This window comes from Mameliella sp. LZ-28 (assembly GCF_012274245.1).
Lineage (GTDB): Bacteria > Pseudomonadota > Alphaproteobacteria > Rhodobacterales > Rhodobacteraceae > Antarctobacter > Antarctobacter albus.
The window spans coordinates 1-22532 of record NZ_JAANYX010000037.1 but is presented as its reverse complement, the minus strand read 5'-3'; the positions used below and the strand labels follow the sequence as shown (position 1 = coordinate 22532).

Here is a 22532-nt window from a genome sequence, read left to right as displayed (position 1 = left end):
ATGCTTGACGCGATGACCCTGGCCGAAGCGCTGACCATCGAGGACATGCGCACCGCGCATGAGCGCATCCGGCCCCATATCAACCGCACCCCGGTGCTGCAGTCGCAGTACCTGAACGACCTGACCGGCGCAGAGCTGTTCTTCAAGTGCGAGAACTTCCAGGAGGCAGGCGCCTTCAAGGTGCGCGGGGCCTGCAACGCGGTCTTCGGCCTCTCGGAGGAGGCGGCGCAGCGCGGCGTCTGCACCCACAGTTCGGGTAACCATGCCTTGTCGCTCAGCTACGCGGCGGGACGGCGGGGCATCCCCTGCAACGTGGTCATGCCGCGCACCGCGCCGCAGGCCAAGAAGGACGCCGTGCGCCGCTACGGCGGCACGATCACCGAATGCGAGCCCTCGACCAGCTCGCGCGAGGCGGTCTTTGCCGAGGTGCAGGCGGCGACGGGCGGCGAATTCGTGCATCCCTACAACGACCCGCGGGTGATCTGCGGGCAGGCGACCTGTTCGGCGGAAATGCTGGAACAGACCGGCGGCGTGGATGCGGTTGTCGCACCCATCGGCGGCGGCGGGATGATCTCCGGCACCTGCCTGACCCTGTCGAACCTCGCCCCCGAGGTAAAGATCTACGCCGCCGAGCCGGAACAGGCCGACGACGCCGCGCGCAGCTTCAGGGCCGGGCACATCATCGCCGATGACGCGCCGGAGACCATCGCCGATGGTCTCAAGGTGCCGCTGAAGGAGAACACCTGGCATTTCGTGTCCAACTTCGTGACCGATGTGCCGACAGTCTCCGAGCAGGAGATCGTCGACGCGATGAAGCTGACCTGGAAATACCTGCGGGTCGTCATGGAACCGTCGAGCGCCGTGCCGCTGGCCGCGATCCTGAAGAACCCCGATCTGTTCCGGGGCAAGCGCGTGGGCGTCATCATCACCGGCGGCAACGTCGATCTGGACAGGTTGCCGTGGACGTTGGGTTAAGTCCCGGTCCCGCCGCGTAACGCAATGTAGGGCGGGGCTTGCCCCGCCACCTCAAGACAAGGGAGTTTCCCCATGAAAGACGTGACCAACCTCGACGACTACGAAGTCGGCTTTGACATCCCGGCGGCCATCGGCATGGACGAGGCGGACATCCAGACCCCGTGCCTCGTGCTGGATCTGGATGCGCTGGAGCGCAACATCAAGAAGATGGGCGACTACGCCAAGGCGCACGGGATGCGCCACCGCGTGCATGGCAAGATGCACAAGTCCGTGGACGTGGCCAAGCTGCAAGAGGAACTGGGCGGTGCCGTCGGTGTCTGCTGCCAGAAGGTCAGCGAGGCCGAGGTCTTTGCCCGTGGCGGCATCAAGGACGTGCTTGTGTCGAACCAGGTGCGTGACCCGCAAAAGATCGACCGCCTGGCCCGCCTGCCCAAGCTGGGCGCGCGCACCATCGTCTGCGTCGATGACATCGACAACGTCGCCGAACTGTCCGAGGCGGCACAGAAGCACGGCACCCAGATCGAGTGTTTCGTGGAAATCGACTGTGGCGCGGGCCGCTGCGGCGTGACCACGACAGAGGACGTGGTGAAGATCGCCAAGGCGATCGAGGCCGCAGAGGGACTGAAGTTTACTGGCATCCAGGCCTACCAGGGCGCCATGCAGCACCTCGACAGCTACGAGGCCCGCAAGGAGAAACTCGACGTCGCCATCGCGATGGTCAAGGACGCGGTCGAGGGCCTGAAGGCCGAGGGGATCGAATGTGAACTCGTCTCCGGCGGCGGCACCGGCTCCTACTACTTCGAGTCGAATTCGGGCGTCTACAACGAGCTTCAGTGCGGCTCCTACGCCTTCATGGACGCGGACTATGGCCGCATCCTGGACAAGGACGGCAAGCGTATCGACCAGGGCGAATGGGAGAACGCGTTTTTCATCCTGACCCAGGTCATGAGCCACGCAAAGGCGGACAAGGCGATCTGCGACGCGGGCCTCAAGGCGCAGTCCGTCGACAGCGGCCTGCCGGTGATCTTTGGCCGCGACGACGTGGAATACGTCAAATGCTCGGACGAACACGGCGTCATCGCCGACCCGAAGGGTGTTCTGAAAGTCGGCGACAAGCTGAAGCTGGTGCCGGGTCACTGCGATCCCACCGCCAACGTGCATGACTGGTACGTCGGTGTGCGCAACGGCAAGGTCGAGGCGCTTTGGCCCGTCTCGGCACGCGGCCGGGCCTACTGAGGCCGTGGCCGGGCAGGGGCCCGGCCCGATGCAACGACAAGAGCGCCGGGCCCTGTCCCGGCGCCTCACATCCGATCTGGAAGGACAGGAAAGATGAAGGATATGCCCGAGACACAGGGCCTTGTCATCGTGGGCGAGGCGGAATGCGAACGGCTGGTGGGCCGCAAGGATGCCTTTGACGCCGTCGAGGCCGTGTTCGGCGCGATGGCCAAGGGGGATGCCTGGAACTTCCCTGTGGTGCGCGAGGCAATCGGCTATGCGGACGCGCTTTACGGCTTCAAGTCGGGGTTCGACAAGGCGGGCAAGGTGCTGGGCGTGAAATCCGGCGGTTACTGGCCCGGCAACATGGACAAGGGGCTGACCAATCACCAGTCCACGGTGTTCCTGTTCGACCCTGACACAGGGCAACTGGCGGCGCTGGTGGGGGGCAACTACCTGACCGCAGTGCGCACGGCGGCCTCTTCGGCTGTGTCGATTGCGCATCTGGCGCGCAAGGATGCCAAGGTGCTGGGCATGGTCGGCGCAGGCCACCAGTCGCAGTTCCAGCTGCGCGCAGCGGCGGAACAGCGCGATTTCGAAAAGGTCGTCGCCTGGAACCCGCACCCCGAGATGCTGCCGAAACTGGGCGCCGTGGCCGAGGAGCTGGGCCTGCCCTTCGAGGCGGTCACACAGGAACAGTTGGGCGCCCAGGCGGATGTCATCATCACCATCACCTCGGCCTTCGAGCCGCTGCTGATGAAGGACTGGATCAAGCCGGGCACGCATATCGCCTGCATGGGTACCGACACCAAGGGCAAACAGGAGGTCGATGCCGCGCTTGTCGCCGCAGCGACGGTCTTTACCGACGAGGTGGCGCAATCCATCAGCATCGGAGAGGCGCAGCACGCCATCGCTGAAGGCTTTTTGACCGAGGATCGCATCACGCCCATCGGTGCCGTTATCAACGGCGCCCATCCTGGCCGGTCCTCGGATGACGAGATCACCTTGTTCGATGGCACCGGCGTCGGCCTGCAGGACCTTGCCGTGGCATCCGTCGCCGCGCGTCTCGCCGAGGAGGAGGGCAGCGCGCAGCGGGTCAGCCTCTAGCCCTTTCGCTATTGGCGGATTATGAAACGCGCGGGACCGGGGCACCGGCCCCGCGCGTTGGGCATTCTGCCAGCGGGTGACGGCATGGGCGACGCGGCCCTTTCGATGGTGGATGAGTGCATGAGCAAACCGAAGGTGCTGGTGACACGGCGTTGGCCCGCGGCGGTCGAGGCGCGGCTGTCCGAGCTGTATGATGTCACTCTGAACGAGGCCGACAGACCGATGACGGCAGAGGCGCTGCGCAAGGCGCTTGCCGAACATGACGCGGTGTTGCCGACGGTCACGGACCACTTGGGCGCTGACGTCTTCGAGGGTTCGCCCCGCGCCCGTATCCTGGCGAACTACGGCGCGGGCTTCAGCCATATCGACACCGAGGCGGCGGCGCGGCAGGAGATTGTCGTGACCAACACACCGGACGTGCTGAGCGAATGCACCGCCGATATCGCCATGACTCTGCTTTTGATGGTGGCCCGCCGCGCGGGCGAGGGGGAACGAGAGTTGCGCGCCGGCCAATGGACCGGCTGGCGCCCCACCCACCTTGTGGGCACCCGGGTTTCCGGCAAAGTGCTGGGTATCGTCGGGTTCGGGCGCATCGGGCAGGAAATGGCGCAGCGGGCACATTTCGGCTTTGGAATGACGGTGCTGGTTCAGAACCGGTCGAAAGTGGCGCCCGAGGTGCTGGCCCGCTTCGGTGCGCGGCAGGTCGACAGTCTCGACACGCTTTTGATGGAAAGCGACTTCATCTCGCTGCATTGCCCGGGGGGCGCGGCGAACCGGCATCTGATCGGGGCATCAGCGCTGGCTGCCATGCGGCCCGGCGGGGTCCTGATCAACACCGCCCGGGGCGAGGTGGTCGACGCCGCCGCCCTGGCCGATGCGCTGGAGGCGGGCCGGATCGGCGGCGCGGGACTGGATGTTTTCGAGGGCGAGCCTGCGATTGCACCCGAACTGATGGCGGCGCCGAACCTGGTGATGCTGCCGCACCTGGGCAGCGCCACGCGCGAGACGCGCGAAGAGACGGGGTTTCGCGTGCTGGACAACCTCGAGGATTTCTTTGCTGGGCAGGCGCCGCGCGACCGGGTGGCCTGAACGGTTTGACCTGTGACATGGACCGAGGCGGGCAGGGGGGCTAACCTGCGCTCCGGAAAGAGGAGCGCCCATGTACGCAGTCACCGTCCGTTTCGAGATCAAGCCAGGGGCCGAGACGGCCTTTCTGGATCTGATCCGCCAGAATGCCCATGCCTCGGTGCGGGACGAACCCGGCTGCCGCCAGTTCGACGTCTGCGTCGACCCGGAGCGTCCGCAAGACGTGTTCCTTTACGAGATTTACGATGACCGGGCCTCCTTCGAGGCGCATATGACCACCTCTCATTTCATCAGCTTCGATGCCGCAAGCGATCCGCTGGTCCTGTCGAAGTCGGTACAGACCTTTGCAGAGGTCTTTCGCTGACACCTCACCCGTGACAGGGAATGACATGTGGCTGAGAGGTTTTGACCCTCGCCGTCTCAGAGTTGATAGAAAATCACGCATCCACGAGGCGGGCCGCTTGACCGACAGGGGGGCAGCGACGGCATATCGGGCCGACCGCACGGGCGCACAGGATTGCGCCGCGGCGGCCCTTTGAGGGAGAGAGACATGACACTAGGATTTGCCATTCTGGGCGCGGGCCGCATCGGCCAGGCCCATGCCCGCGCGATCTCGGCCACGCCGGGGGCCGCATTCGTCGCGCTGGCCGAACCGTTCCAGCAGGCCGCCGACGACATGGCCGCGCGCTATGGTTGCGAGTTGCGGAGCATCGACGAGATCGCGGAAAGCGACGATGTGCAGGCGGTCGCCATCTGCACGCCCACCGACACCCATGCCGACCTGATCGAGAAATTCGCCCGCGCGGGCAAGGCGATCTTCTGCGAAAAGCCGGTGGACCTGTCGGCAGAGCGTGTGAAACAGGCGCTGGCCACCGTCGAGCAAACCGGCGCCAAGCTGATGGTCGGCTTCAACCGCCGCTTCGATCCGGATTTCATGTCGGTCAAGGCAGCCATCGACAACGGAACCATCGGCGATGTCGAAATGGTGGTCATCACCTCGCGCGATCCCGGCCCGCCGCCGGCCTCCTACATCAAGGTTTCGGGCGGCATTTTCCGTGACATGACGATCCATGACTTCGACATGGCGCGCTGGCTGTTGGGGGAAGAGCCGGTGACGGTCATGGCGCAGGGCTCTGTCCTGGTCGATCCCGAGATCGGTGAACTGGGCGATTTCGACAGCGTCAACGTGATCCTGAAAACCGCCAGCGGCAAGCAATGCGTGATCACCAACTCGCGTCGCGCAACCTACGGTTATGACCAGCGAATCGAGGTGCACGGGTCCGAGGGCATGGCCGCCGCCGCGAACCGGCACGAAAGCACCGTTGAGGTGGCCGGAACCGGCGGATACGGTCGTCCGCCGCTGCTCAATTTCTTCATGGACCGCTACGCGGCCGCCTATGCCAACGAGATCGCCGCCTTCGTCGCTGCGGTAAACGAGGGCACATCCCTTCCCACCACGGGCGAGGATGGGCTGAAAGCCCTGCAACTGGCGGATGCGGCACTGGAATCGGCCCAGTCTGGCAAGGCCGTGAGCCTGGTGTGATTCTGTCGGCGCGCCCGGAAAACCCGGGCGAGCCCCTCCTTTGCACATCCGCGAAACCGGTCAGATTTCCTCTCCAAATCCCGGCTCTCACGTAGGTGTGAGCGCTCTCAGCGCGGCAAATTTTGTTTCCTAGTGGATTATTCTGGACAATTCACGTCGAAGCTGTTCCCTTGTAGGGGCGGCATTCAAGGCTGTGGACACAAGGCCTTGGACGTCGTAAACCGACCGCACGGGCGGGAAATGCATTGCGATATAATGCACCGCGTGCAAAATTGTGCATAGTCTTGGCGGAGGCCAGGTACATTCTGAAGGGGAGGTCAGGATGAAGACGCGCAGAGCGGCCCTTGGGGCGATTTTCGGAACACTCGTGGCGGCCACGTCGGCGGCACCCTTGGCGGCGCAGGACGTCACGCTGGTCATGCACCAGTTCCTGCCGGCACAGGCCAACGTGCCCAAGCTGATCCTTGATGTCTGGGCCGACAAGGTCGAGGCGGACTCGAATGGGCGGATCGAAATCGAACGCTATCCCGCCATGCAGCTGGGCGGCACCCCGCCCGAGCTGATCGACCAGGCCATTGACGGGGTGGCCGACATCGTCTGGGCGGTGAACGGGTTTACCCCCGGGCGCTTTCCGCACACCGAGGTCTTTGAACTGCCCTTCATGACTTATGACGCCGAGGCGACATCCTACGCCTACTGGAAGATGTTCGAAGAGCACATGGCCGACACGGATTTCGCGCAGGTCAAGATCCTGGGCACCTGGGTGCACGGCCCCGGTATGCTGCACACCTCCGACCCGGTGGATGAACCCGCCGACCTGGAAGGGATGAAGATCCGCGGCGGCTCTCGCATGGTCAACCAGCTGTTGGAGCTGCTGGGGGCGGAGCCCATCGGCCTGCCGGTCACAGCCATCCCCGAGGCCCTGTCCAAGGGCGTCATCAACGGCACCACTATCCCCTGGGAGGTGACGGCGGCGCTGAAGGTCTCTGAACTGGTCGACAACCACACCGAATTCGATGGCCCGGCGATCTACAACCTGACCTTCGTCCTGGCCATGAACCAGGAGCGGTATGACAGCCTGCCCGAGGACTTGCAAAAGGTCATCGACGACAATTCGGGGCTGGAATTCTCGGTCTTCGCCGGCGGCACGATGGCCGCGGCCGACGGGCCCGCGCGCCAGATCGCTGTGGACAGGGGCAACAATATCATCACCATCAGTGCAGAGGACGCCGCCCGCTGGGAGGAGCTTGCGCGCCCGGTCTACGATGCATGGGTCGCCGATGTGGCAGACAAGGGCATCGACGGGCAGGCACTGATCGACCAGGCCAAGGCCCTCATGCAGGAATACGCAAAGTAAACCGCTTCCCAAAAGGGAAAGCGGAGGTCATTCAGGGAGGTAAGACATGACCACACGCAGAACCGTTCTTGGCATTGCCGGGGCCGCACTGGCCGCGATGATGACCACCACTTCGGCAATGGCGCAGGAGGTCACGCTGACCCTGCACCAGTTCCTGCCTGCGCAGGCCAATGTGCCGAAGCAGGTGCTGGACGTCTGGGCGGACAAGGTCGAGGCGGATTCGAACGGCCGTATCGAGATCGAGCGCTACCCCTCGATGCAGCTGGGCGGCACCCCGCCGGAACTGATGGACCAGGCTATCGACGGCATCGCCGATATCGTCTGGACCGTCGTCGGTTATACGCCCGGCCGTTACCCGACGACCGAAGTCTTTGAACTGCCCTTCATGGTGTCCGATGCCCGCGCGGCCTCTTACGCCTACTGGAAGATGTTCGAAGAGCACATGGAAGACGGCGAATTCGCCGATCTCAAGATCCTGGGCACCTGGGTGCACGGCCCCGGCATGTTCCACACCAACGAACCGGTGCGCGTGCCTTCCGACCTCGAAGGCATGAAGATCCGCGGCGGGTCGCGCCTGGTGAACGACCTGCTGACCCGCGTCGGCGCCGAGCCGATCGGCATGCCGGTCCCGGCGGTCTCCGAAGCGCTGTCCAAGGGCGTTCTCGACGGTACCACGATCCCGTGGGAAGTGACCTCGGCCCTCAAGGTGCCGGAGCTGGTCAAGAACCACACCGAGTTCGACGGCGCCGCGCTGTACAACCTGACCTTCGTCCTGGCGATGAACAAGGACATGTACGAAAGCCTGCCCGAAGACCTGCAGAAGGTGATCGACGACAACTCGGGCCTCGCTTTCTCGATCTTTGCGGGTGGCACCCAGGCGGATGCCGATGGCCCGGCACGTCAGATCGCCGTGGACCTTGGCAACAACATCTTCACCGTGACCGAGGAAGAAGCCAAGGAATGGGACGCCCTGGTGAACCCGATCTACGAGACCTGGATCGCCGACATGCAGAGCAAGGGCATCGACGGTCAGGCCCTGATCGACCAGGCCCGCGCCTTGATGGCGGAGTACACGTCCGAGATGGACACCTGGGGCAAGTAAGCCTCTGAAACCCGGGGCCGCGGAGAAATCCGCGGCCCTTCATGAAACCAAGGGGGGACGTCAACGATGACCGGTTTGCACCGCATCGTGGTGGGAGTTGCGCGCTTCATGGCGCTCTTGGGCGGGGTCATCCTGACCGCGCTGATCCTGATCACCTGTATTTCTATCGTCGGGCGCGCAGTGAATTCCGGCCTCCATTCGGACCTCGTTCAGGGCATTGCACCTGGGCTGGCCAACTGGCTGATCAATGATGTCGGCATCGGGGCAATCCGTGGGTCGTACGAGCTGGTCGAGGCCGGTATGGCCTTCTGCATCTTCGCCTTCCTGCCCTTCTGCCAGGTGACGATGGGGCATGCCTCTGTGGATGTCTTCACCAACATGCTGTCGCGCAACGTGAACCGCGTGCTGGATTTCCTGATTGCGGTCCTCTTCGCCGTCGCCCTGGTGACGATCGCCGTCCAGCTCTACGAGGGGATGGTCCGCAAGATGCCGAACGGGTTCGGTGCGGCGCAAACCTCTTTGCTGCTCGAATTCCCGATCTGGTGGGCCTATGCGGCCAGCCTGTTCGGGGCCGTGCTGGCGGCCATCACCTCCGTCTATGTCGTCATCGTGCGGCTGTATGAACTCTTGTCCGGGCGCGTGATCGTGCCGAATGCCGTGGGAGCGGATCATTGAGCAACCTCGAGATCGGGATCTATTCCTTTCCGGCCCTGCTGCTGTTGATATTCCTGCGCGTGCCGATCGGGCTGGCCATGTTCGGCACCGGCTTTGCGGGGTTCTGGCTGGTCATGGGCAGCACGCGGCTGCCGCTGGCGCAGCTCAAGGACCTGTCCTATTCGACCTTCTCCAGTTACTCGCTGTCGATTGTGCCGATGTTCCTGCTGATGGGCTATTTCGCGACGCTGGGCGGCATGAGCCAGGCGCTGTTCAAGGCCGCGGAAAGCTGGCTGGGGCACCGTCGCGGCGGTGTGGCGATGGCGGCGATTGGCGCCTGCGCGGGCTTTGGCGCGATCTGCGGGTCTTCGCTGGCCACCGCCGCCACCATGAGCCGCGTGGCCCTGCCGGAACTGAAACGCTATGGCTACCAGGGCGGGTTCTCGACCGCGACGCTGGCGGCGGGCGGCACGCTGGGCATCCTGATCCCGCCCTCCGTGGTGCTGGTGATCTATGCCATCCTGACGGAACAGAACATCGCCAAGCTATTCCTGGCGGCCTTCATCCCGGGTGTGCTGGCGGCCATCGGCTACATGATCGCCGTGTCGATCTACGTTCGGGTGAACCCGGAATCCGCCGGGGTGCGCGAGCCGGTTCCCTATGCCGACCGCATCCGCGCGATCCTGGATGTCTGGCCCGTGCTGCTGGTCTTCATCGCCGTGGTGGGCGGCATCTACGGCGGTATCTTCACCCCGACCGAGGGCGCGGCGGTTGGCGCACTGGGCACCGGCATCATCGCGCTGTTCAATGGCGGGCTGACCTGGCGAACCCTGCTGGACAGCTTTACCGACACGGCCCGGTCCTCGGCCATGATCTTCTTCATCGTCTTCGGCGCGGCCTTCTACAACCTGTTCCTGGCGCGCACGCGGGTGCCGCAGGAACTGTCGAACTGGGTTGTCGAACTGGGCATGTCCCCGATTGCGGTCCTGGCGATCATCCTGGTCATCTACCTGCTGCTGGGCTGTTTCATGGACAGCCTGTCGATGATCCTGCTGACGATCCCGATTTTCTTTCCGGTGATCATGGCGCTGGATTTCGGCATGAGCCCGGAACACGCGGCGATCTGGTTCGGCATCCTTGTGCTGATCGTGGTCGAGGTCGGGCTGATTACGCCACCTGTCGGGATGAACCTCTTTGTCATCAACGCGATGGACCCGGAAACACCGATGGTCGAGACCTACAAGGCGGTGCTCTACTACGTCGTCTCTGACCTGATCCGCGTGGTCATTCTGGTGGCCTTCCCGGCGATCACCCTCTTCCTGATACCGGGGTAGGGCTCTGGCCCCGGTCGCGGCGCATGGTGCCGCGACCAGTCCCGGAAACCTTTCAAGCCCAATGTAACGCGTCTGGCGCGAGGAGTAAGCTATGGACATCACGGATAAAGTTGCGGTCGTTTCGGGCGGTGCAAGCGGGTTGGGCGCGGCCACGGCGCGACGTCTTGCAAGCGAAGGCGCGAGGGTCGGCATCCTGGATTTCGACGCCGAGCGCGGCGCAGCGGTCGCCGCCGAGATCGGCGGGCACGCGGTAAAGACGGACGTCGGAGACGAGGCCTCGGTCGCGGCGGCCATGTCTGAAATCGTGGACAAGCTGGGCGCGCCGCGCGTGGCGGTCAGCTGTGCCGGGATCGGCCTTGCGGCCCGCATTGTCGGACGCGAGGGCAAGCTCTCGACCGACCTTTTCGAAAAGACCATCCGGGTGAACCTGATGGGCACCTATTTCGTCATGTCCTACGCCGCGCGCGAAATGATGGCGCTGGAGCCCGAGGACACCGGCGAACGTGGCGTGATCGTCAACACCGCCTCCATCGCCTACCAGGATGGACAGTTCGGACAGGCGGCCTATTCGGCCTCCAAGGGGGCCATCGCGGCCATGTGCCTGCCTGCCGCCCGCGAGATGGCGAAACAGGGCGTGCGCGTCATGGCCATCGCCCCGGGCCTGTTCAACACGCCCATGATGGAAGGTCTGCCCGAGGATGTGACCGCCGGGATCGTCGCCAATGTGCCGTTCCCGCACCGCCTGGGAGAGCCTGCGGAATACGCCCAGATGGTCAGCCAGATCGTCGCCAACCCCTATCTCAACGGCACCACGATCCGGCTGGATGCGGCGGTGCGTCTGCCGCAGCGCTGAGGAGGCCGAAATGAGCAAGTATCGCGCCCATTCCGTCACCCGCGAGGACCGGCCGGACGGCACCATTATCCTGCGTTCGGGCTACGAGATGACCGAGCCCGCGACAAAGACCGGCGACTGGCTGGACCGCTGGGCCGAGGAAACGCCCGAGGCGGTCTTTCTGGCCGAACGTGACGGCGAAGGCTGGCGCGAGGTCACCTATGCCCAGGCGCGCGACAGCGTGCGCCGCATAGCCTCCAGCCTGCTGGCGCGGGGCATGAACGCCGACACGCCGATCCTGATCATTTCCGGCAACGGGGTGGATCACGCGCTGCTGACGCTGGCGGCGCAATATGTCGGCGTGCCCACGGTTCCCTTGGCCGAGCAATACGCCCTGATCCCCGGCGCCTGGCCGCAACTGGAACACTGCGCGCAGCTGGTCAAACCTGCGATGGTCTTTGCCGACGATGGCGCGCGTTTCGCCACCGCGCTGGCGCATGACCTCTTTGACGGGATGGAATGCGTCGTGGCCCGCAATCCGCAGGCGGGCGAGACGGAACTGACCGCGCTGCTGGGCGATTGCGATGATGCGGCGGTGGACAAGGCCGCGGCAGAGGTCGGTCCCGATACCGTGGCCAAGTACCTGATGACCTCCGGTTCGACCTCGCACCCCAAGGCGGTCATCACCACCCAGCGGATGATGTGTGCCAATCAGGCGCAACTGGCCGATGCGCTGCCTTTCCTGCGCGACCGGGCGCCGCGGATCGTCGACTGGTTGCCCTGGAACCATGTCTTTGGCGGGTCGCACAATTTCAACATGATGCTGGCCAATGGCGGCACGCTCTATATCGACGCGGGCAAGCCGATCCCGGCAAAAATCGCCGAGACGATCGAGAACAACCGGATGAAGAACGGCACGCTGGCCTTCAACGTGCCAGTCGGGTTCTCGATGATCCGCAACGCGATGAAGGCGGACCCGGAGCTGCGCAAGAGCTATTTCGAGGATCTCGACATGCTCTTTTACGCAGGCGCCTCGTTGCCGCAGGATGTCTGGGACGATCTTGAGGACATGGCGCGCGAGGTGCGTGGCGCGGTGCCGCTGATGAATTCGTCCTGGGGGCTGACCGAAACCGGTCCTGCCTGCCTGATCCAGCACGAGCCGACGCATATGTCGGGCATCATCGGCGTCCCCATGACCGGGGTCGAGGTCAAGCTGATCCCGGACGAGGACATGCGCTGCGAGATCCGCGTGCGTGGTCCGAACATCATGCCGGGCTACCTGCACGATCCGGAAAAGACCGCCGAAGCCTTCGACGAAGAGGGCTTCTTTCGCACCGGGGACGCGGTGAAATTCGTCGATGACAATGACCTGAACAAAGGCATGCGGTTCGACGGGCGGATTTCCGAAGACTTCAAGCTGTTGACCGGCACCTGGGTGCGCGCGGCGACGCTGCGGCTGGAACTCCTGCAGGAATACGGCAACCTCGTTCAGGACATGGTGATCTGCGGGGCCGACAAGTCGCAGGTGGGTCTGATGATCTTCCCCTCGGCAGAGGCGCTTGCCCTGGCCGGGGAGGGCGCCGAAAAGGACGGCGCCCTGATGAGCGATGCCCTGCGCGCTGCCCTGGCCGAGAAACTGGCGCTGCGCGCCGATCACGGATCCGCGGCGCGGGTGAACCGCGTGATGGTGCTGGCAGAACCGCCCTCGCTGGGCGATGGAGAAATCACCGCCAAGGGCAACCTGAACTACCGCAAGGTGCTGGCGCGACGGGCATCCCTGCTGGACAGGCTTTACAGCGACGATGATCCGGCCGTGGTCTGCCTGTAGGAAAACGCCCGGAAGACGGGCCGGGGGCCGGGTTTGCAGCGCGAACCCGGCCCTTTTTGATCTGGAACAAGGTGAGGCTTGGCTGGGGCGGTAAGCTTGGGACTCGAATCTTCTGCCGCGAACAGAAAGTGATGCCATGCAAAGCGACCGCCTGATCGGCCATGCCCCGCGCGCCCGTGCCTTCGGAGAAAAATTCTACGAAACCGGGGGCACCTGCATCGGCTGCAAGGAATGCACCGGCCTCTGCCACGCCCTGATCGAGGCGCTTGTCGTCCCCGACAGCGTGCTGGGCCGCGGGGACTGATCCCGGTTCCATCCTGTTCGTGACGTTACGTCCCACCGCTTCAAGGCGGTTCTTTCCTGCGCGTCTGAATTGAGCTATGCACTATAGTTCACAAGTCGGAACGCGCAATCGGAAGGACCAGAGGTGTCGGATCGGGTGGCCCTGGAAACGGAACCTGCGGAAAATGCCACGGTCGCGGGCCTGTTGGCCCGTGTCGGCCAACGCGTGCGCCAGGCCCGCGAACAGCGGAACATCTCGCGCCGTGTGCTGTCGGAGTCCTCTGGCGTCTCGCCGCGTTACCTGGCCCAGTTGGAAAGCGGGGCGGGCAACATCTCTATCGGGTTGCTGTGCAAGGTGGCCGATGCGCTGGACCTGCGGATCGAATGGCTGGTGGGCGAAGAGGACCCCTGGACATCCGAGGCACTGCACATGGCCGAAATGTACCGCCAGGCCGAGGGACCGGTTCAGGCGCAGGTGCGCGAACTGCTGCTGGAGGCTGCCCCCGGCGGGCGGCGGGCGCAGCGGATCTGTCTCGTGGGCCTGCGCGGCGCGGGCAAGTCGACGCTGGGCCGGCTGGCGGGCGCTGCGCTGGACGTGCCCTTTGTCGAACTGAACCGCGAGATCGCCGAGGTCGGCGGGATGCCGGTGGGCGAGATCATGGCGCTTTACGGTCAAGAGGGCTATCGCAAGCTGGAGGCGGATGCGCTGGACCGCGTGATCGCGACCCATGATCAGGTGATCCTGGCGGTTGGCGGCGGCATCGTGGCCGAGCCGGGCACCTACAACCGGCTGCTGGCACATTTCAATACGATATGGCTCAAGGCCGCGCCCGAGGAGCACATGGCCCGGGTGCGCGCCCAGGGGGACGAACGTCCGATGGCGGGTCAGCCCGAGGCGATGGCTCAGCTGAAATCCATCCTCCAGGCGCGCGAGGCGCTTTATGAGCGTGCCCATGCGCTGCTCGACACCTCCGGTGCGACGCTGGAAGAAACGCTGGAGCGGTTGTTGGCCCTTATCGCGCAGGAGCATTTTCTTGGCTGACGACACCTTGGCGGAACGGCTTTGGATGCCTTTTCGGGACGCGGCGGAGGCGGTGTTCCTGCATGGCTCGACCCCCTGGGAGGTGGACGAGGCAATGGAGGAGTTCGGCTTTGCCGCCGGTCCCTTCGAGATCGAGGACCGGATCGGGCTTGACCTGGCCTGGGCCCGTCGGAAGGCGGGCAAAGGCGCGCAGGACTTGCCGATCCTGGTGCGGATGATGGAACTGGGCAAACTGGGGCGCAAGACCGGGGCAGGGTGGTATCGTTACCCCGGCGGCAACGGCAAGGTGGACGATCCCATCGTCGCGGACCTGGCGCTGGAAGAGGCCCATTTTCATCGGCTGGAACGGGGCGACTACACTCCGGACGAAATCCGTGAGCGGCTGTTGGTGGCTCTTGTCTCCGCCGCCCGTGACTTGCAGGCCGAGGGGCTTGCAGCCAGCGACATCGACGCGGTCTCGGTCGAGGCGCTGGGGTTCCCGGCAGACCGGGGCGGCGTGCTGTCATGGGCGGCCAGGGACCCGGCGGGGGTGGCCGCGATGACAAAGACGGTTCTGGACGAGGGCAAGGTGCCCCTGAGGCGGGTCGAGGGGCAGGTCCCCTAGTTCAGATCCTCCAGCAGCCGGCCGTGGCGGCGCGTCTCCGTGATCACCTCTCCGAAAGTATCAAGCCCCCGCGCCTTGAGCATGGGCAGCATCCGCACCAGGACCTCTGCCGTGGCGCGGGCATCGCCTAATGCCGTGTGGCGCAGCGGTTCGGGGATGGTGACGCCCAGCCGCTCGCACAGGGCGTCGAGCGTATGGGTTTCCGAGGCCCCGAACAGCACCGCCGACAACAGCACCGTGTCCAGGATCGGGTGGTCCCAGACCACGCCCATCCGCCCCTTGTGGCGATGCAGAAAGGCCATGTCGAAAGGCGCGTTATGCGCCACGATCACGGAATCCCGGGCAAAACCGTGGAACAGCCGCCCGGCGCGCGCGATGTTGGGCTGGCCTGCCACCATCGCATCCGTCACCTTGTGCACCTTGGTCGAGGCAGGCGGGATCGGGCGGCCCGGATCGACCAGCTGGTCGATCTTTTCGCCCTCGACGATGCGCCCGTTGACCACGCGCACAGCGCCGATCTGCACGATCTCGTCCTTGTGCGGCAACAGCCCCGTGGTTTCGGTGTCGAAAACGGTGAAGGTCAGCGCCGAAAGCGGCGTTTCGTCCAGTTTGGCGCCGCTGCGCCCCTGCATCAGGTCGAAATCATAGACCAGAGGCCGTGCGGCGTGGGGCGAGATCTCGATATGGGCGGCGTCGATGATCATCATGTAGCCGCCGCCCTCGGTCGGCTTCATCCGGGCGTCATAGGTCTGCTGTCCGTCCAGCCCTTTCAGCGTGCGGCTGATTTCCTTGCCGCATTTCATCAGCGCGCTGCGGGCGGCGCGCAGGCTGGCCGGGTCAAAGTAGTCGGCCAGGGGGGCATTCAGGCGGGGCACGGCCTGCTGGGCCAGCACCTCGGCGGCCTGTCCGTCATACAGTACGATCTGGTCGTCGGCGTTGACCAGCAGGGTCGCCACGGGAATTTCGGTCAAGAGAGCAGTAAGCCGGGCTTTTTCCGTGGCCAGGCGTTCGGTCTCGACGGCAATGCGTTCGGCGGTGCTGACCGCGCTGTCGGACAGGGCGGCCGTGATGGCGCTGGCCGCCGGCGCGAGGTCCCCCAGGTAGCGCGCGGCATCGGTGTCCACCTGCAACCCGGCCCCGGCATGGGCGCGGGCGCGCAACTGTCCCGAGAGGCGTTCGATCGGCTTGGCGACGTTTTCGTCAAACAGCAGCCAGACACCCGTGGTCAGGGCTACCAGGCCGAAGCTGGCCAGGATCCCGGCAAAGACAAAGCCGTTCGCGGGGGTGCTGGCCAGCGCGCGGGAATGCCCCGCGTATAGCGCGCCCAGCGTCAGGACGGTACCGCCCAGCGCCAGAAGGCAGAAAAACAGAAAGATACGCAGGCGCAGGCTGAGCTTGCTCATGGGATCAGACCTCTGCGCAGACCGTCTTGACGATGGGATCCTCCGGCCCGACATCGCGCCACAGCGGCTCTGACCCGTCGCCCAGCACCGGGTCGGCGCGGCGATGGCCGGCGCAATCGACCATGACCTGCACCACACGGTTGGTCCGCCAGCGCCCATAGAAGTAGAGGTTCACCAGGTACAACCCGTCCTGTTCGGTGTTCTTCAGCGGGTTGGCGGTGTCGGCGGCGACGAAACGGTCGGTCAGCGGATAGAGATAGGTCCAGGGCCGCCAGAAGGCTCGGCTTTCGACCTTTTGCGCCACGCTCAGCCCGTCGGGCAGGTTGTCCACGGTGCGGCCGTACCAGCTGTATTCGCTGGCGATGGCGGCGATCAGCATGGCTCCCCCGGCGCCCAGCGGCACGAACCAGCGCGGCAGACGCCGCCCCGAGAGCCAGTTCAGCAGCATCATGATGCCCGCGCCGAAGAACCCCGCGACAAAGACGGCGATCAGTTCCAGAAACATACTCTCTCCTCCTCCGCCGCGCCCTCCTCCGGGCGCGGGCCGCTGTTACGACAGCATTCCCTTGCCGTGGCCTACCGCCGATTGCAGGGATTTGACCACGACAAAGGCGTCGCGCAAATGACTCCGCTCAAAATCCGACAGGTCGGCGGGGGCCAGGTAGTTGTCCGGCGCGCTGCCGGCCTTGATCTGGCGGGCCTGCTGTTCCAGCCGGGTTTCGGCGATCAGGTCGTAGGCGTCCAGCAGATCCTGCCCGCCGGACTGGCTGAGCACACCGGCGGGAATGGCCGCCTCGAGCCTCGCGCGCGTGTTGACCGGGGTCAACCGTCCCTGCAGCGCGTAGACCCGGCCAAGGTCGACCACCGGCACGACGCCGTTATGTTTCATGTCCAGCTGGTTCTTGTGCTCGCCCGAGCGGATCGTGGCGAACCCGCGCAACAGGCCCAGCGGGGGCGTGTGTTTCAGCGAGTTCGAGATCATGTGCGCCACGAAGATCGAATTCTTGGCGGCCTTTGCAAGGGTTGTCTCCTGCAGATCCTCGAAAAGCGCCGTTGTGCCGCCGATGGCGCGCAGGTCGAACATGACACTGGCCAGCATCTGCGCCTCGGGCGAGGGCTTGGCGATCCAGTTGTCGAAGTACTGCCGCCAGGTGCGAACCGGCTGGCACCAACGCGGGTTGGTGGCCATCATGTCACCGGGGCAATAGACGTAGCCGCAGGTGTTCAACCCGTCGCAGACGAAATTGGCCAGCGCCTCGAAATAGGGCATCTGGTCGTCGGTCACATCGTCTGAAAGGATCAGCACATTGTCCTGATCCGACACACCGGTCTGTTCCTGCCGCCCCTGGCTGCCGCAGGCGGCCCAGAGATAGGGCACGGGAGGCTTGCCAAGCTGCGCCTCGGCCAGCGTCAGCAGGCGGCGGGTGGCGGTGTCGGCGATGTCGGTGATCAGCCGCGTGACGACTTCGTGCCGATTGCCGCCGGCGACAAGCTGGACCAGCAGTTGCGGGATGCGCGCGGTGACACGGGCCATGTCTTGCGCGTCTCTCGCGCGGGCGATTTCCGAAACCAGTTCCGCCGAGGTCATGGCCTGGAAGCGGGTCAGATCGGTTTGCGTGACGATCCCCACCAGTTCGCCATTTTCCGTCACGGGGACATGGCCGATGCGGCGTTCCATCATCATGTGCAGCACGTCCGAGCCAATGGCCGAGGGCGGTAGGCTGACGGGATCGGCGGTCATGATCTCGGACAGGGGGGTGTCGTAGGGCAGGGCGCCGCCCACCACCTTGCCGGACAGGTCGCGGATCGTGGCGATGCCGCGCAGTTGCTTGCCTTCGGTGATGCAGACCGAGGAGATATGCCGCGAATGCATCAGTTGCGCCGCGTGCTGCACCGGCGTGTTCGGCGGGCAGGTCAGCGGCGCCGGGGCCATCAGCGTCTCGACCCGGCTGGTGGCAAGGTCGGCGCGTTTGGGTTTCGGGGCGCGCTGGCGATCAAAGAATTTCTTTGCCGCAGGCTGGGTTTCCAGCAGTTTCTGGAACTGGTCCACAGGCAGGACCAATAGCAGTGTGTCCTCGCGCGTGCTGGCGCTGGTTGCGGCCAGCCCGTCCCGCATCAGACCCCGTTCCCCGAACGAGTTGCGCGGCCCCAGGAGAGAGATTTGCACCCCGTTCTGGTCGCGAACCTCCACCGCGCCCTTATGGATCAGGTACAGCCCGTCCAGTTTCTCTCCCAGTGTGTAGATCGCCTCTCCGGCGGCCATCGCCTGGGGCCGGAATGCGGGCAGCAGTTCGTCCAGCGCCTCTGAGTCCAGCGCGTCATAGGGATGAACCGCAGAGAGAAAGCGAAGCAGGTCGGCGTGGTCGATGGGCATCAGGCGTCCTTGCTGGAAGATGGGGAGGAAACGGCGTAGCGGGTCAGGACGAGGCCAGAGGAGAACCGGCGCACCCGGAGCTGATCGAGCCGGAGGTCGGTCGCCAGGTCCATCTCGCCAAAGAGCTTGCGTCCGCGTCCAATCAGGACAGGGACCAGGGTGATCTCCATGTCCGCGATCAAGCCGTCTTGCAGGAAGGACCGGATCACCGCACCGCCATCGACATAGACGCGTTGCCACCCTTCCGCGTCCAGCCTGCTCATCAGGGCTGTAGGCGTCTCTCGGCTGAGCGTTACGCGTGTCCGCAGGGCGTCGGGAATGTCGTCCCGGGTCAGGCTGTGGCTGAGGACAATGACGGGCTTGGCATAGGGCCAGTCGCCGCCGAACCCCAGCACGGTGCGAAATGTGCCGCTGCCCATGACCAGCCCGTCGACCGAGGCCATGAAGGCATCGAAGCCGTGATCCTCGTCCGGGGCATGGTAGGGGGTCAGCCAGTCCAGGCTGTCGTCCTCGCGGGCGATATAGCCGTCGAGGCTCATGGCAATGAAGACATGCCCGGTGGTCACTTTGACGTCTCCGACAGTTGAGGGCGCGCGATGCTGTGCACCGCATAGCGCTGCAACGGCGCAATGGACATGGGGCGGGCGGTCTCAGGGCGCAGGTTTTGGGACCGCGTTGCGTGTCGGGTGTATTCCGATCTGGCGGGCGAATGTCTGACGTCAGAAAGATCAAACGAAAAGTCCCGCCCGGCACATGGCCGGACGGGACGAAAGCGCAGGGGAGCGGCTGCCGCTGCGACAGCCCGACCCATATCAGTGACCGTCCACGGCAGCCCCGGCGCCGCGCGGCACGCGGACCGATTCCACCAGTTCTTCGATCTCTTGCGGGATCGGCTGGGTCATCTTCGACACGGTGAAGGCCACCGCGAAGTTGATCAGCGCACCGACGGCCCCGAAGGAGGTCGACTTGATGGTGCCCAAGAGCGGGTTGGCATCTGTGAAGGAGTTGGTGTCCGGAATGAAGAACCAGCCCTTGTGCAGGAAGATGTAGATCAGCGTGACCACCAGGCCCGAGACCATGCCCGCAACCGCGCCCTTGTTGTTTACCTTGGTAAAGATGCCCATCATCAGCGCCGGGAAGATCGAGGCGGCGGCGAGGCCGAAGGCCAGTGCCACGGTCTGTGCCGCGAAGCCCGGAGGGTTGAGCCCCAGGTAGGTGGCGACGACGATGGCCACGGCCATTGCGATCCGTGCCGACATCAGCTCGCCCTTTTCACTGATGTTCGGGGTCAGCTGACCCTTCATCAGGTCGTGGGACACGGCCGAGGAGATCGCCAGCAGCAGGCCGGCGGCGGTGGACAGTGCGGCGGCAAGACCGCCCGCAGCGACCAGACCGATGACCCAGCCGGGAAGGTTGGCGATTTCGGGGTTGGCCAGAACCAGGATGTCACGGTTGAAGTTGGTCAGCTCGTTGGCTTCGCCCCAGCCGGCTTCCTTCATCTTGGCAACGGTTTCCGGATCTGCATCGTTGAAGTACGCGATGCGGCCGTCACCGTTCTTGTCTTCCCAGCCCAGGAGGCCGGTCTGCTGCCAGGTGGCCATCCAGTCGTAACGCTGGTCGCCTTCGATCATCTCGACGGAGACGGGATCGCCGGATGCGCCGTTCGGCCACATCATGTCGGTGATGTTCAGGCGGGCCATTGCGCCAACAGCCGGGGCCGTCAGGTACAGCAGCGCGATGAAGACCAGCGCCCAGCCGGCGGACCAGCGTGCGTCGGCCACCTTGGGCACGGTGAAGAACCGCATGATGACGTGCGGCAGACCTGCGGTGCCGATCATCAGCGACAGGGTGAAGAGCACCATGTTGAAGGTGTCGCCGTGGTGTGCGGTGTACTCGTTGAAGCCGAGTTCCGCCACGATGGCGTCGAGCTTGGCCAGGAGTGGCTCACCCGAGGCGGTGTGATCGCCGAAGAGACCCAGCGCCGGGACCGGGTTGCCGGTCAGTTGCAGCGAGATGAAGACGGCCGGGATGGTGTAGGCCATGATCAGGACGCAGTACTGGGCCACCTGGGTGTAGGTCACGCCCTTCATGCCGCCGAACACGGCGTAGGCGAAGACGACGCAGGCGCCGATCAGAAGGCCGGTGGTGTTCGACACCTCGAGGAAGCGGCCAAAGGCCACGCCCACGCCGGTCATCTGGCCGATGACATAGGTCACCGAGGCGACGATCAGGCAGATCACGGCCACCACGCGGGCGGTCGGGCTGTAGAAACGGTCGCCGATGAACTCGGACACGGTGAACTTGCCGAACTTGCGCAGGTAGGGCGCAAGCAGCAGCGCCAGCAGCACGTAGCCGCCGGTCCAGCCCATCAGGAAGGTCGAGTTGTCATAGCCGGTGAAGGCGATGAGACCGGCCATGCCGATGAACGAGGCCGCCGACATCCAGTCCGCCGCCGTCGCCATGCCGTTGGTGACGGGGTGCACGCCGCGTCCGGCGGCGTAGAATTCCGACGTGGAACCCGCGCGGGCCCAGATCGCGATGCCGATGTAGAGCGCGAAGGACGCGCCCACGAACAGCAGGTTGATGGTAAACTGATCCATAACGTCTTACTCCTCCTCGACGCCGAATTCACGGTCGAGCTTGTTCATCCGCCAGGCGTAGAAAAAGATCAGCGCCAGGAAGACGATGATCGAGCCTTGCTGGGCAAACCAGAAGCCCAGGTCGGTGCCGCCGACGGCAATGCCGGACAGCATCGGGCGCAGCAGGATGCCAAAGCCGAAAGACACCAGCGCCCAGATGATGAGGCTGATGACGATGATACGCACGTTGGCCGACCAGTAAGCCGCATCGGACTTCTGGGTCGCCTCGGCGCCGTGATTGGTTTGATCCGCCATGTCGCGGGTCCTCCTCTTTCCTCCAGGAACCCGCCGCGCTGGGGTCGCGGCGGGCGATTTCTCTGGCCCCGCCTCAGGCGGTGGCCGTCTTCACGATCGCGGCGAGTTTCCCCGCGATGTCGTCGATCTCGCCCATCGCATCGATGCCGATCAGCGCGTGTTGCGCGGCATAGTAGTCGATCAGCGGGGCGGTCTGGGCGTGGTAGGCCTCGAGCCGTGCAGCGACGGTCTCGGCATTGTCGTCGGCCCGGCGCTTGAACTCGGTGCCGCCGCATTTGTCGCAGGTGCCGGGTTTGGCGGGCTGCTTGAAGCTGTCGTGATAGCCTTCGCCACAGGAGCCGCAGGTGTAGCGGCCCGAAATGCGCGTCACCATCGCGGCGTCGTCCACTTCCAGGCTGACAGCGGCGTTGATCTTCTGACCGCTCTCGGCCAGCAGACCGTCCAGCGCCTCGGCCTGCACCGTGGTGCGGGGAAAACCGTCGAGGATCACGCCCTTGACGCAATCCGCTTCGGCAAGCCGGTCGCGCAGGATGGCGATGACGATGTCATCGCTGACCAGCTCCCCGGCCTCCATGACCGCTTTGGCGCGCTGCCCGGCCTCTGTCCCCGCAGCCACGGCGGCACGCAGAAGGTCGCCGGTCGAAAGCTGCACGAGGCCGAATTTCTCTTCCAACATCCGCGCCTGGGTGCCCTTTCCGGCCCCCGGGGGGCCCAGCAGGATCAGCACGGGGGCGGTGGCGGGGGTGTTTGCTCCGTCCATCATCGGGTCAACCCTTGTTCATTCTGTTTTCGATGAGGTCGTCGACGACGGAAGGGTCGGCGAGGGTTGAGGTGTCGCCGAGGGCGCCGTAGTCGTTCTCGGCGATCTTGCGCAGGATGCGGCGCATGATCTTGCCGGAG

Annotated in this window: 22 protein-coding genes; 15 read left to right on the top strand and 7 right to left on the bottom strand. The window is 64.9% G+C overall.

Annotated elements, in window-relative coordinates:
* The 15 genes from bhcB (at position 1) to G9Q80_RS25500 (ending at position 14961) form a co-directional block, all read left to right on the top strand.
* The gene (gene bhcB / locus G9Q80_RS25570; RefSeq protein ID WP_043145412.1) at positions 1-975 is read left to right on the top strand and encodes a beta-hydroxyaspartate dehydratase BhcB; all 975 of its coding nucleotides are present in this window, start codon (positions 1-3) and stop codon (positions 973-975) included.
* Between the two features lie 72 nt (positions 976-1047).
* A complete protein-coding gene (gene bhcC, locus G9Q80_RS25565; RefSeq protein ID WP_074623635.1) occupies positions 1048-2211 on the top strand; it encodes a 3-hydroxy-D-aspartate aldolase BhcC in 1164 nt (387 codons plus the stop codon).
* Positions 2212-2304: 93 nt separating this feature from the next.
* The gene (gene bhcD, locus G9Q80_RS25560) at positions 2305-3297 is read left to right on the top strand and encodes an iminosuccinate reductase BhcD (RefSeq protein ID WP_088716907.1); all 993 of its coding nucleotides are present in this window, start codon (positions 2305-2307) and stop codon (positions 3295-3297) included.
* 120 nt (positions 3298-3417) lie between these two features.
* Positions 3418-4386, top strand: a complete 969-nt coding sequence (locus G9Q80_RS25555; protein WP_088716923.1) for a 2-hydroxyacid dehydrogenase — start codon at positions 3418-3420, stop codon at positions 4384-4386.
* Between the two features lie 70 nt (positions 4387-4456).
* The gene (locus G9Q80_RS25550) at positions 4457-4747 is read left to right on the top strand and encodes a putative quinol monooxygenase (RefSeq protein WP_043145410.1); all 291 of its coding nucleotides are present in this window, start codon (positions 4457-4459) and stop codon (positions 4745-4747) included.
* 186 nt (positions 4748-4933) lie between these two features.
* Positions 4934-5926, top strand: coding sequence for an inositol 2-dehydrogenase (iolG, locus tag G9Q80_RS25545; protein WP_069210374.1), 993 nt, complete (start codon positions 4934-4936; stop codon positions 5924-5926).
* 322 nt (positions 5927-6248) lie between these two features.
* Positions 6249-7283: a TRAP transporter substrate-binding protein gene (locus tag G9Q80_RS25540; RefSeq protein WP_088716906.1), complete on the top strand. Its 1035-nt coding sequence runs from the start codon at positions 6249-6251 to the stop codon at positions 7281-7283.
* A 46-nt stretch (positions 7284-7329) separates the two neighbouring features.
* Positions 7330-8385, top strand: a complete 1056-nt coding sequence (locus tag G9Q80_RS25535; RefSeq protein ID WP_043145404.1) for a TRAP transporter substrate-binding protein — start codon at positions 7330-7332, stop codon at positions 8383-8385.
* A 66-nt stretch (positions 8386-8451) separates the two neighbouring features.
* Complete coding sequence (locus G9Q80_RS25530) at positions 8452-9060, top strand: TRAP transporter small permease (RefSeq protein ID WP_172430288.1); 609 nt, start codon at positions 8452-8454, stop codon at positions 9058-9060.
* Complete coding sequence (locus tag G9Q80_RS25525) at positions 9057-10373, top strand: TRAP transporter large permease (RefSeq protein WP_043145401.1); 1317 nt, start codon at positions 9057-9059, stop codon at positions 10371-10373. The genes G9Q80_RS25530 and G9Q80_RS25525 overlap by 4 nt, the downstream gene beginning before the upstream one ends.
* 91 nt (positions 10374-10464) lie before the next feature.
* A complete protein-coding gene (locus tag G9Q80_RS25520; protein WP_069210376.1) occupies positions 10465-11226 on the top strand; it encodes an SDR family NAD(P)-dependent oxidoreductase in 762 nt (253 codons plus the stop codon).
* Positions 11227-11236: 10 nt separating this feature from the next.
* Entirely contained in the window at positions 11237-13033 is a 1797-nt protein-coding gene (locus G9Q80_RS25515) for a feruloyl-CoA synthase (RefSeq protein WP_088716905.1), read from the top strand.
* Positions 13034-13169: 136 nt separating this feature from the next.
* On the top strand, positions 13170-13337 hold the full coding sequence (locus G9Q80_RS25510; protein WP_168246594.1) for a hypothetical protein: 168 nt from the start codon (positions 13170-13172) through the stop codon (positions 13335-13337).
* Between the two features lie 123 nt (positions 13338-13460).
* Positions 13461-14357 (top strand): helix-turn-helix transcriptional regulator, encoded by an 897-nt coding sequence (locus tag G9Q80_RS25505; RefSeq protein WP_043145395.1) that lies wholly within the window; start codon positions 13461-13463, stop codon positions 14355-14357.
* Positions 14350-14961 (top strand): 3-hydroxyacyl-CoA dehydrogenase family protein, encoded by a 612-nt coding sequence (locus tag G9Q80_RS25500; RefSeq protein WP_232788330.1) that lies wholly within the window; start codon positions 14350-14352, stop codon positions 14959-14961. Before G9Q80_RS25505 ends, G9Q80_RS25500 begins: the two co-directional genes overlap by 8 nt.
* Here the strand turns inward: G9Q80_RS25500 and G9Q80_RS25495 are convergent.
* The 7 genes from G9Q80_RS25495 to G9Q80_RS25465 form a co-directional block, all read right to left on the bottom strand.
* Positions 14958-16364 (bottom strand): 3'-5' exonuclease, encoded by a 1407-nt coding sequence (locus G9Q80_RS25495; RefSeq protein ID WP_088716903.1) that lies wholly within the window; start codon positions 16362-16364, stop codon positions 14958-14960. The two genes, G9Q80_RS25500 and G9Q80_RS25495, sit on opposite strands and share 4 nt — an antisense overlap.
* 4 nt (positions 16365-16368) lie before the next feature.
* The gene (locus G9Q80_RS25490; protein WP_043145392.1) at positions 16369-16869 is read right to left on the bottom strand and encodes a hypothetical protein; all 501 of its coding nucleotides are present in this window, start codon (positions 16867-16869) and stop codon (positions 16369-16371) included.
* A gap of 45 nt (positions 16870-16914) precedes the next feature.
* Complete coding sequence (locus tag G9Q80_RS25485) at positions 16915-18738, bottom strand: DUF294 nucleotidyltransferase-like domain-containing protein (RefSeq protein WP_088716902.1); 1824 nt, start codon at positions 18736-18738, stop codon at positions 16915-16917.
* On the bottom strand, positions 18738-19304 hold the full coding sequence (locus tag G9Q80_RS25480) for a dihydrofolate reductase family protein (protein WP_069210381.1): 567 nt from the start codon (positions 19302-19304) through the stop codon (positions 18738-18740). The genes G9Q80_RS25485 and G9Q80_RS25480 overlap by 1 nt, the downstream gene beginning before the upstream one ends.
* 246 nt (positions 19305-19550) lie before the next feature.
* A complete protein-coding gene (locus tag G9Q80_RS25475; RefSeq protein WP_043145386.1) occupies positions 19551-21338 on the bottom strand; it encodes a sodium:solute symporter family protein in 1788 nt (595 codons plus the stop codon).
* Between the two features lie 6 nt (positions 21339-21344).
* Positions 21345-21632, bottom strand: coding sequence for a DUF4212 domain-containing protein (locus G9Q80_RS25470; RefSeq protein WP_043145385.1), 288 nt, complete (start codon positions 21630-21632; stop codon positions 21345-21347).
* 73 nt (positions 21633-21705) lie between these two features.
* Positions 21706-22392: an adenylate kinase gene (locus tag G9Q80_RS25465; RefSeq protein ID WP_088716922.1), complete on the bottom strand. Its 687-nt coding sequence runs from the start codon at positions 22390-22392 to the stop codon at positions 21706-21708.
* Between the last annotated feature and the right edge of the window lie 140 nt (positions 22393-22532).

Excerpts from the sequence above, each read along its gene's own strand:
- bhcC (WP_074623635.1), top strand. The coding sequence starts at position 1,048 with ATGAAAGACGTGACCAACCTCGACGACTACGAAGTCGGCTTTGACATC.
- G9Q80_RS25465 (WP_088716922.1), bottom strand. The coding sequence starts at position 22,392 with ATGGACGGAGCAAACACCCCCGCCACCGCCCCCGTGCTGATCCTGCTG.
- G9Q80_RS25535 (WP_043145404.1), top strand. The coding sequence starts at position 7,330 with ATGACCACACGCAGAACCGTTCTTGGCATTGCCGGGGCCGCACTGGCC.
- G9Q80_RS25515 (WP_088716905.1), top strand. The coding sequence starts at position 11,237 with ATGAGCAAGTATCGCGCCCATTCCGTCACCCGCGAGGACCGGCCGGAC.
- G9Q80_RS25530 (WP_172430288.1), top strand. The coding sequence starts at position 8,452 with ATGACCGGTTTGCACCGCATCGTGGTGGGAGTTGCGCGCTTCATGGCG.
- G9Q80_RS25540 (WP_088716906.1), top strand. The coding sequence starts at position 6,249 with ATGAAGACGCGCAGAGCGGCCCTTGGGGCGATTTTCGGAACACTCGTG.
- G9Q80_RS25485 (WP_088716902.1), bottom strand. The coding sequence starts at position 18,738 with ATGCCCATCGACCACGCCGACCTGCTTCGCTTTCTCTCTGCGGTTCAT.
- bhcB (WP_043145412.1), top strand. The coding sequence starts at position 1 with ATGCTTGACGCGATGACCCTGGCCGAAGCGCTGACCATCGAGGACATG.
- G9Q80_RS25550 (WP_043145410.1), top strand. The coding sequence starts at position 4,457 with ATGTACGCAGTCACCGTCCGTTTCGAGATCAAGCCAGGGGCCGAGACG.
- G9Q80_RS25475 (WP_043145386.1), bottom strand. The coding sequence starts at position 21,338 with ATGGATCAGTTTACCATCAACCTGCTGTTCGTGGGCGCGTCCTTCGCG.
- G9Q80_RS25490 (WP_043145392.1), bottom strand. The coding sequence starts at position 16,869 with ATGTTTCTGGAACTGATCGCCGTCTTTGTCGCGGGGTTCTTCGGCGCG.
- G9Q80_RS25470 (WP_043145385.1), bottom strand. The coding sequence starts at position 21,632 with ATGGCGGATCAAACCAATCACGGCGCCGAGGCGACCCAGAAGTCCGAT.
- iolG (WP_069210374.1), top strand. The coding sequence starts at position 4,934 with ATGACACTAGGATTTGCCATTCTGGGCGCGGGCCGCATCGGCCAGGCC.
- G9Q80_RS25510 (WP_168246594.1), top strand. The coding sequence starts at position 13,170 with ATGCAAAGCGACCGCCTGATCGGCCATGCCCCGCGCGCCCGTGCCTTC.
- G9Q80_RS25520 (WP_069210376.1), top strand. The coding sequence starts at position 10,465 with ATGGACATCACGGATAAAGTTGCGGTCGTTTCGGGCGGTGCAAGCGGG.
- G9Q80_RS25555 (WP_088716923.1), top strand. The coding sequence starts at position 3,418 with ATGAGCAAACCGAAGGTGCTGGTGACACGGCGTTGGCCCGCGGCGGTC.
- G9Q80_RS25495 (WP_088716903.1), bottom strand. The coding sequence starts at position 16,364 with ATGAGCAAGCTCAGCCTGCGCCTGCGTATCTTTCTGTTTTTCTGCCTT.
- bhcD (WP_088716907.1), top strand. The coding sequence starts at position 2,305 with ATGAAGGATATGCCCGAGACACAGGGCCTTGTCATCGTGGGCGAGGCG.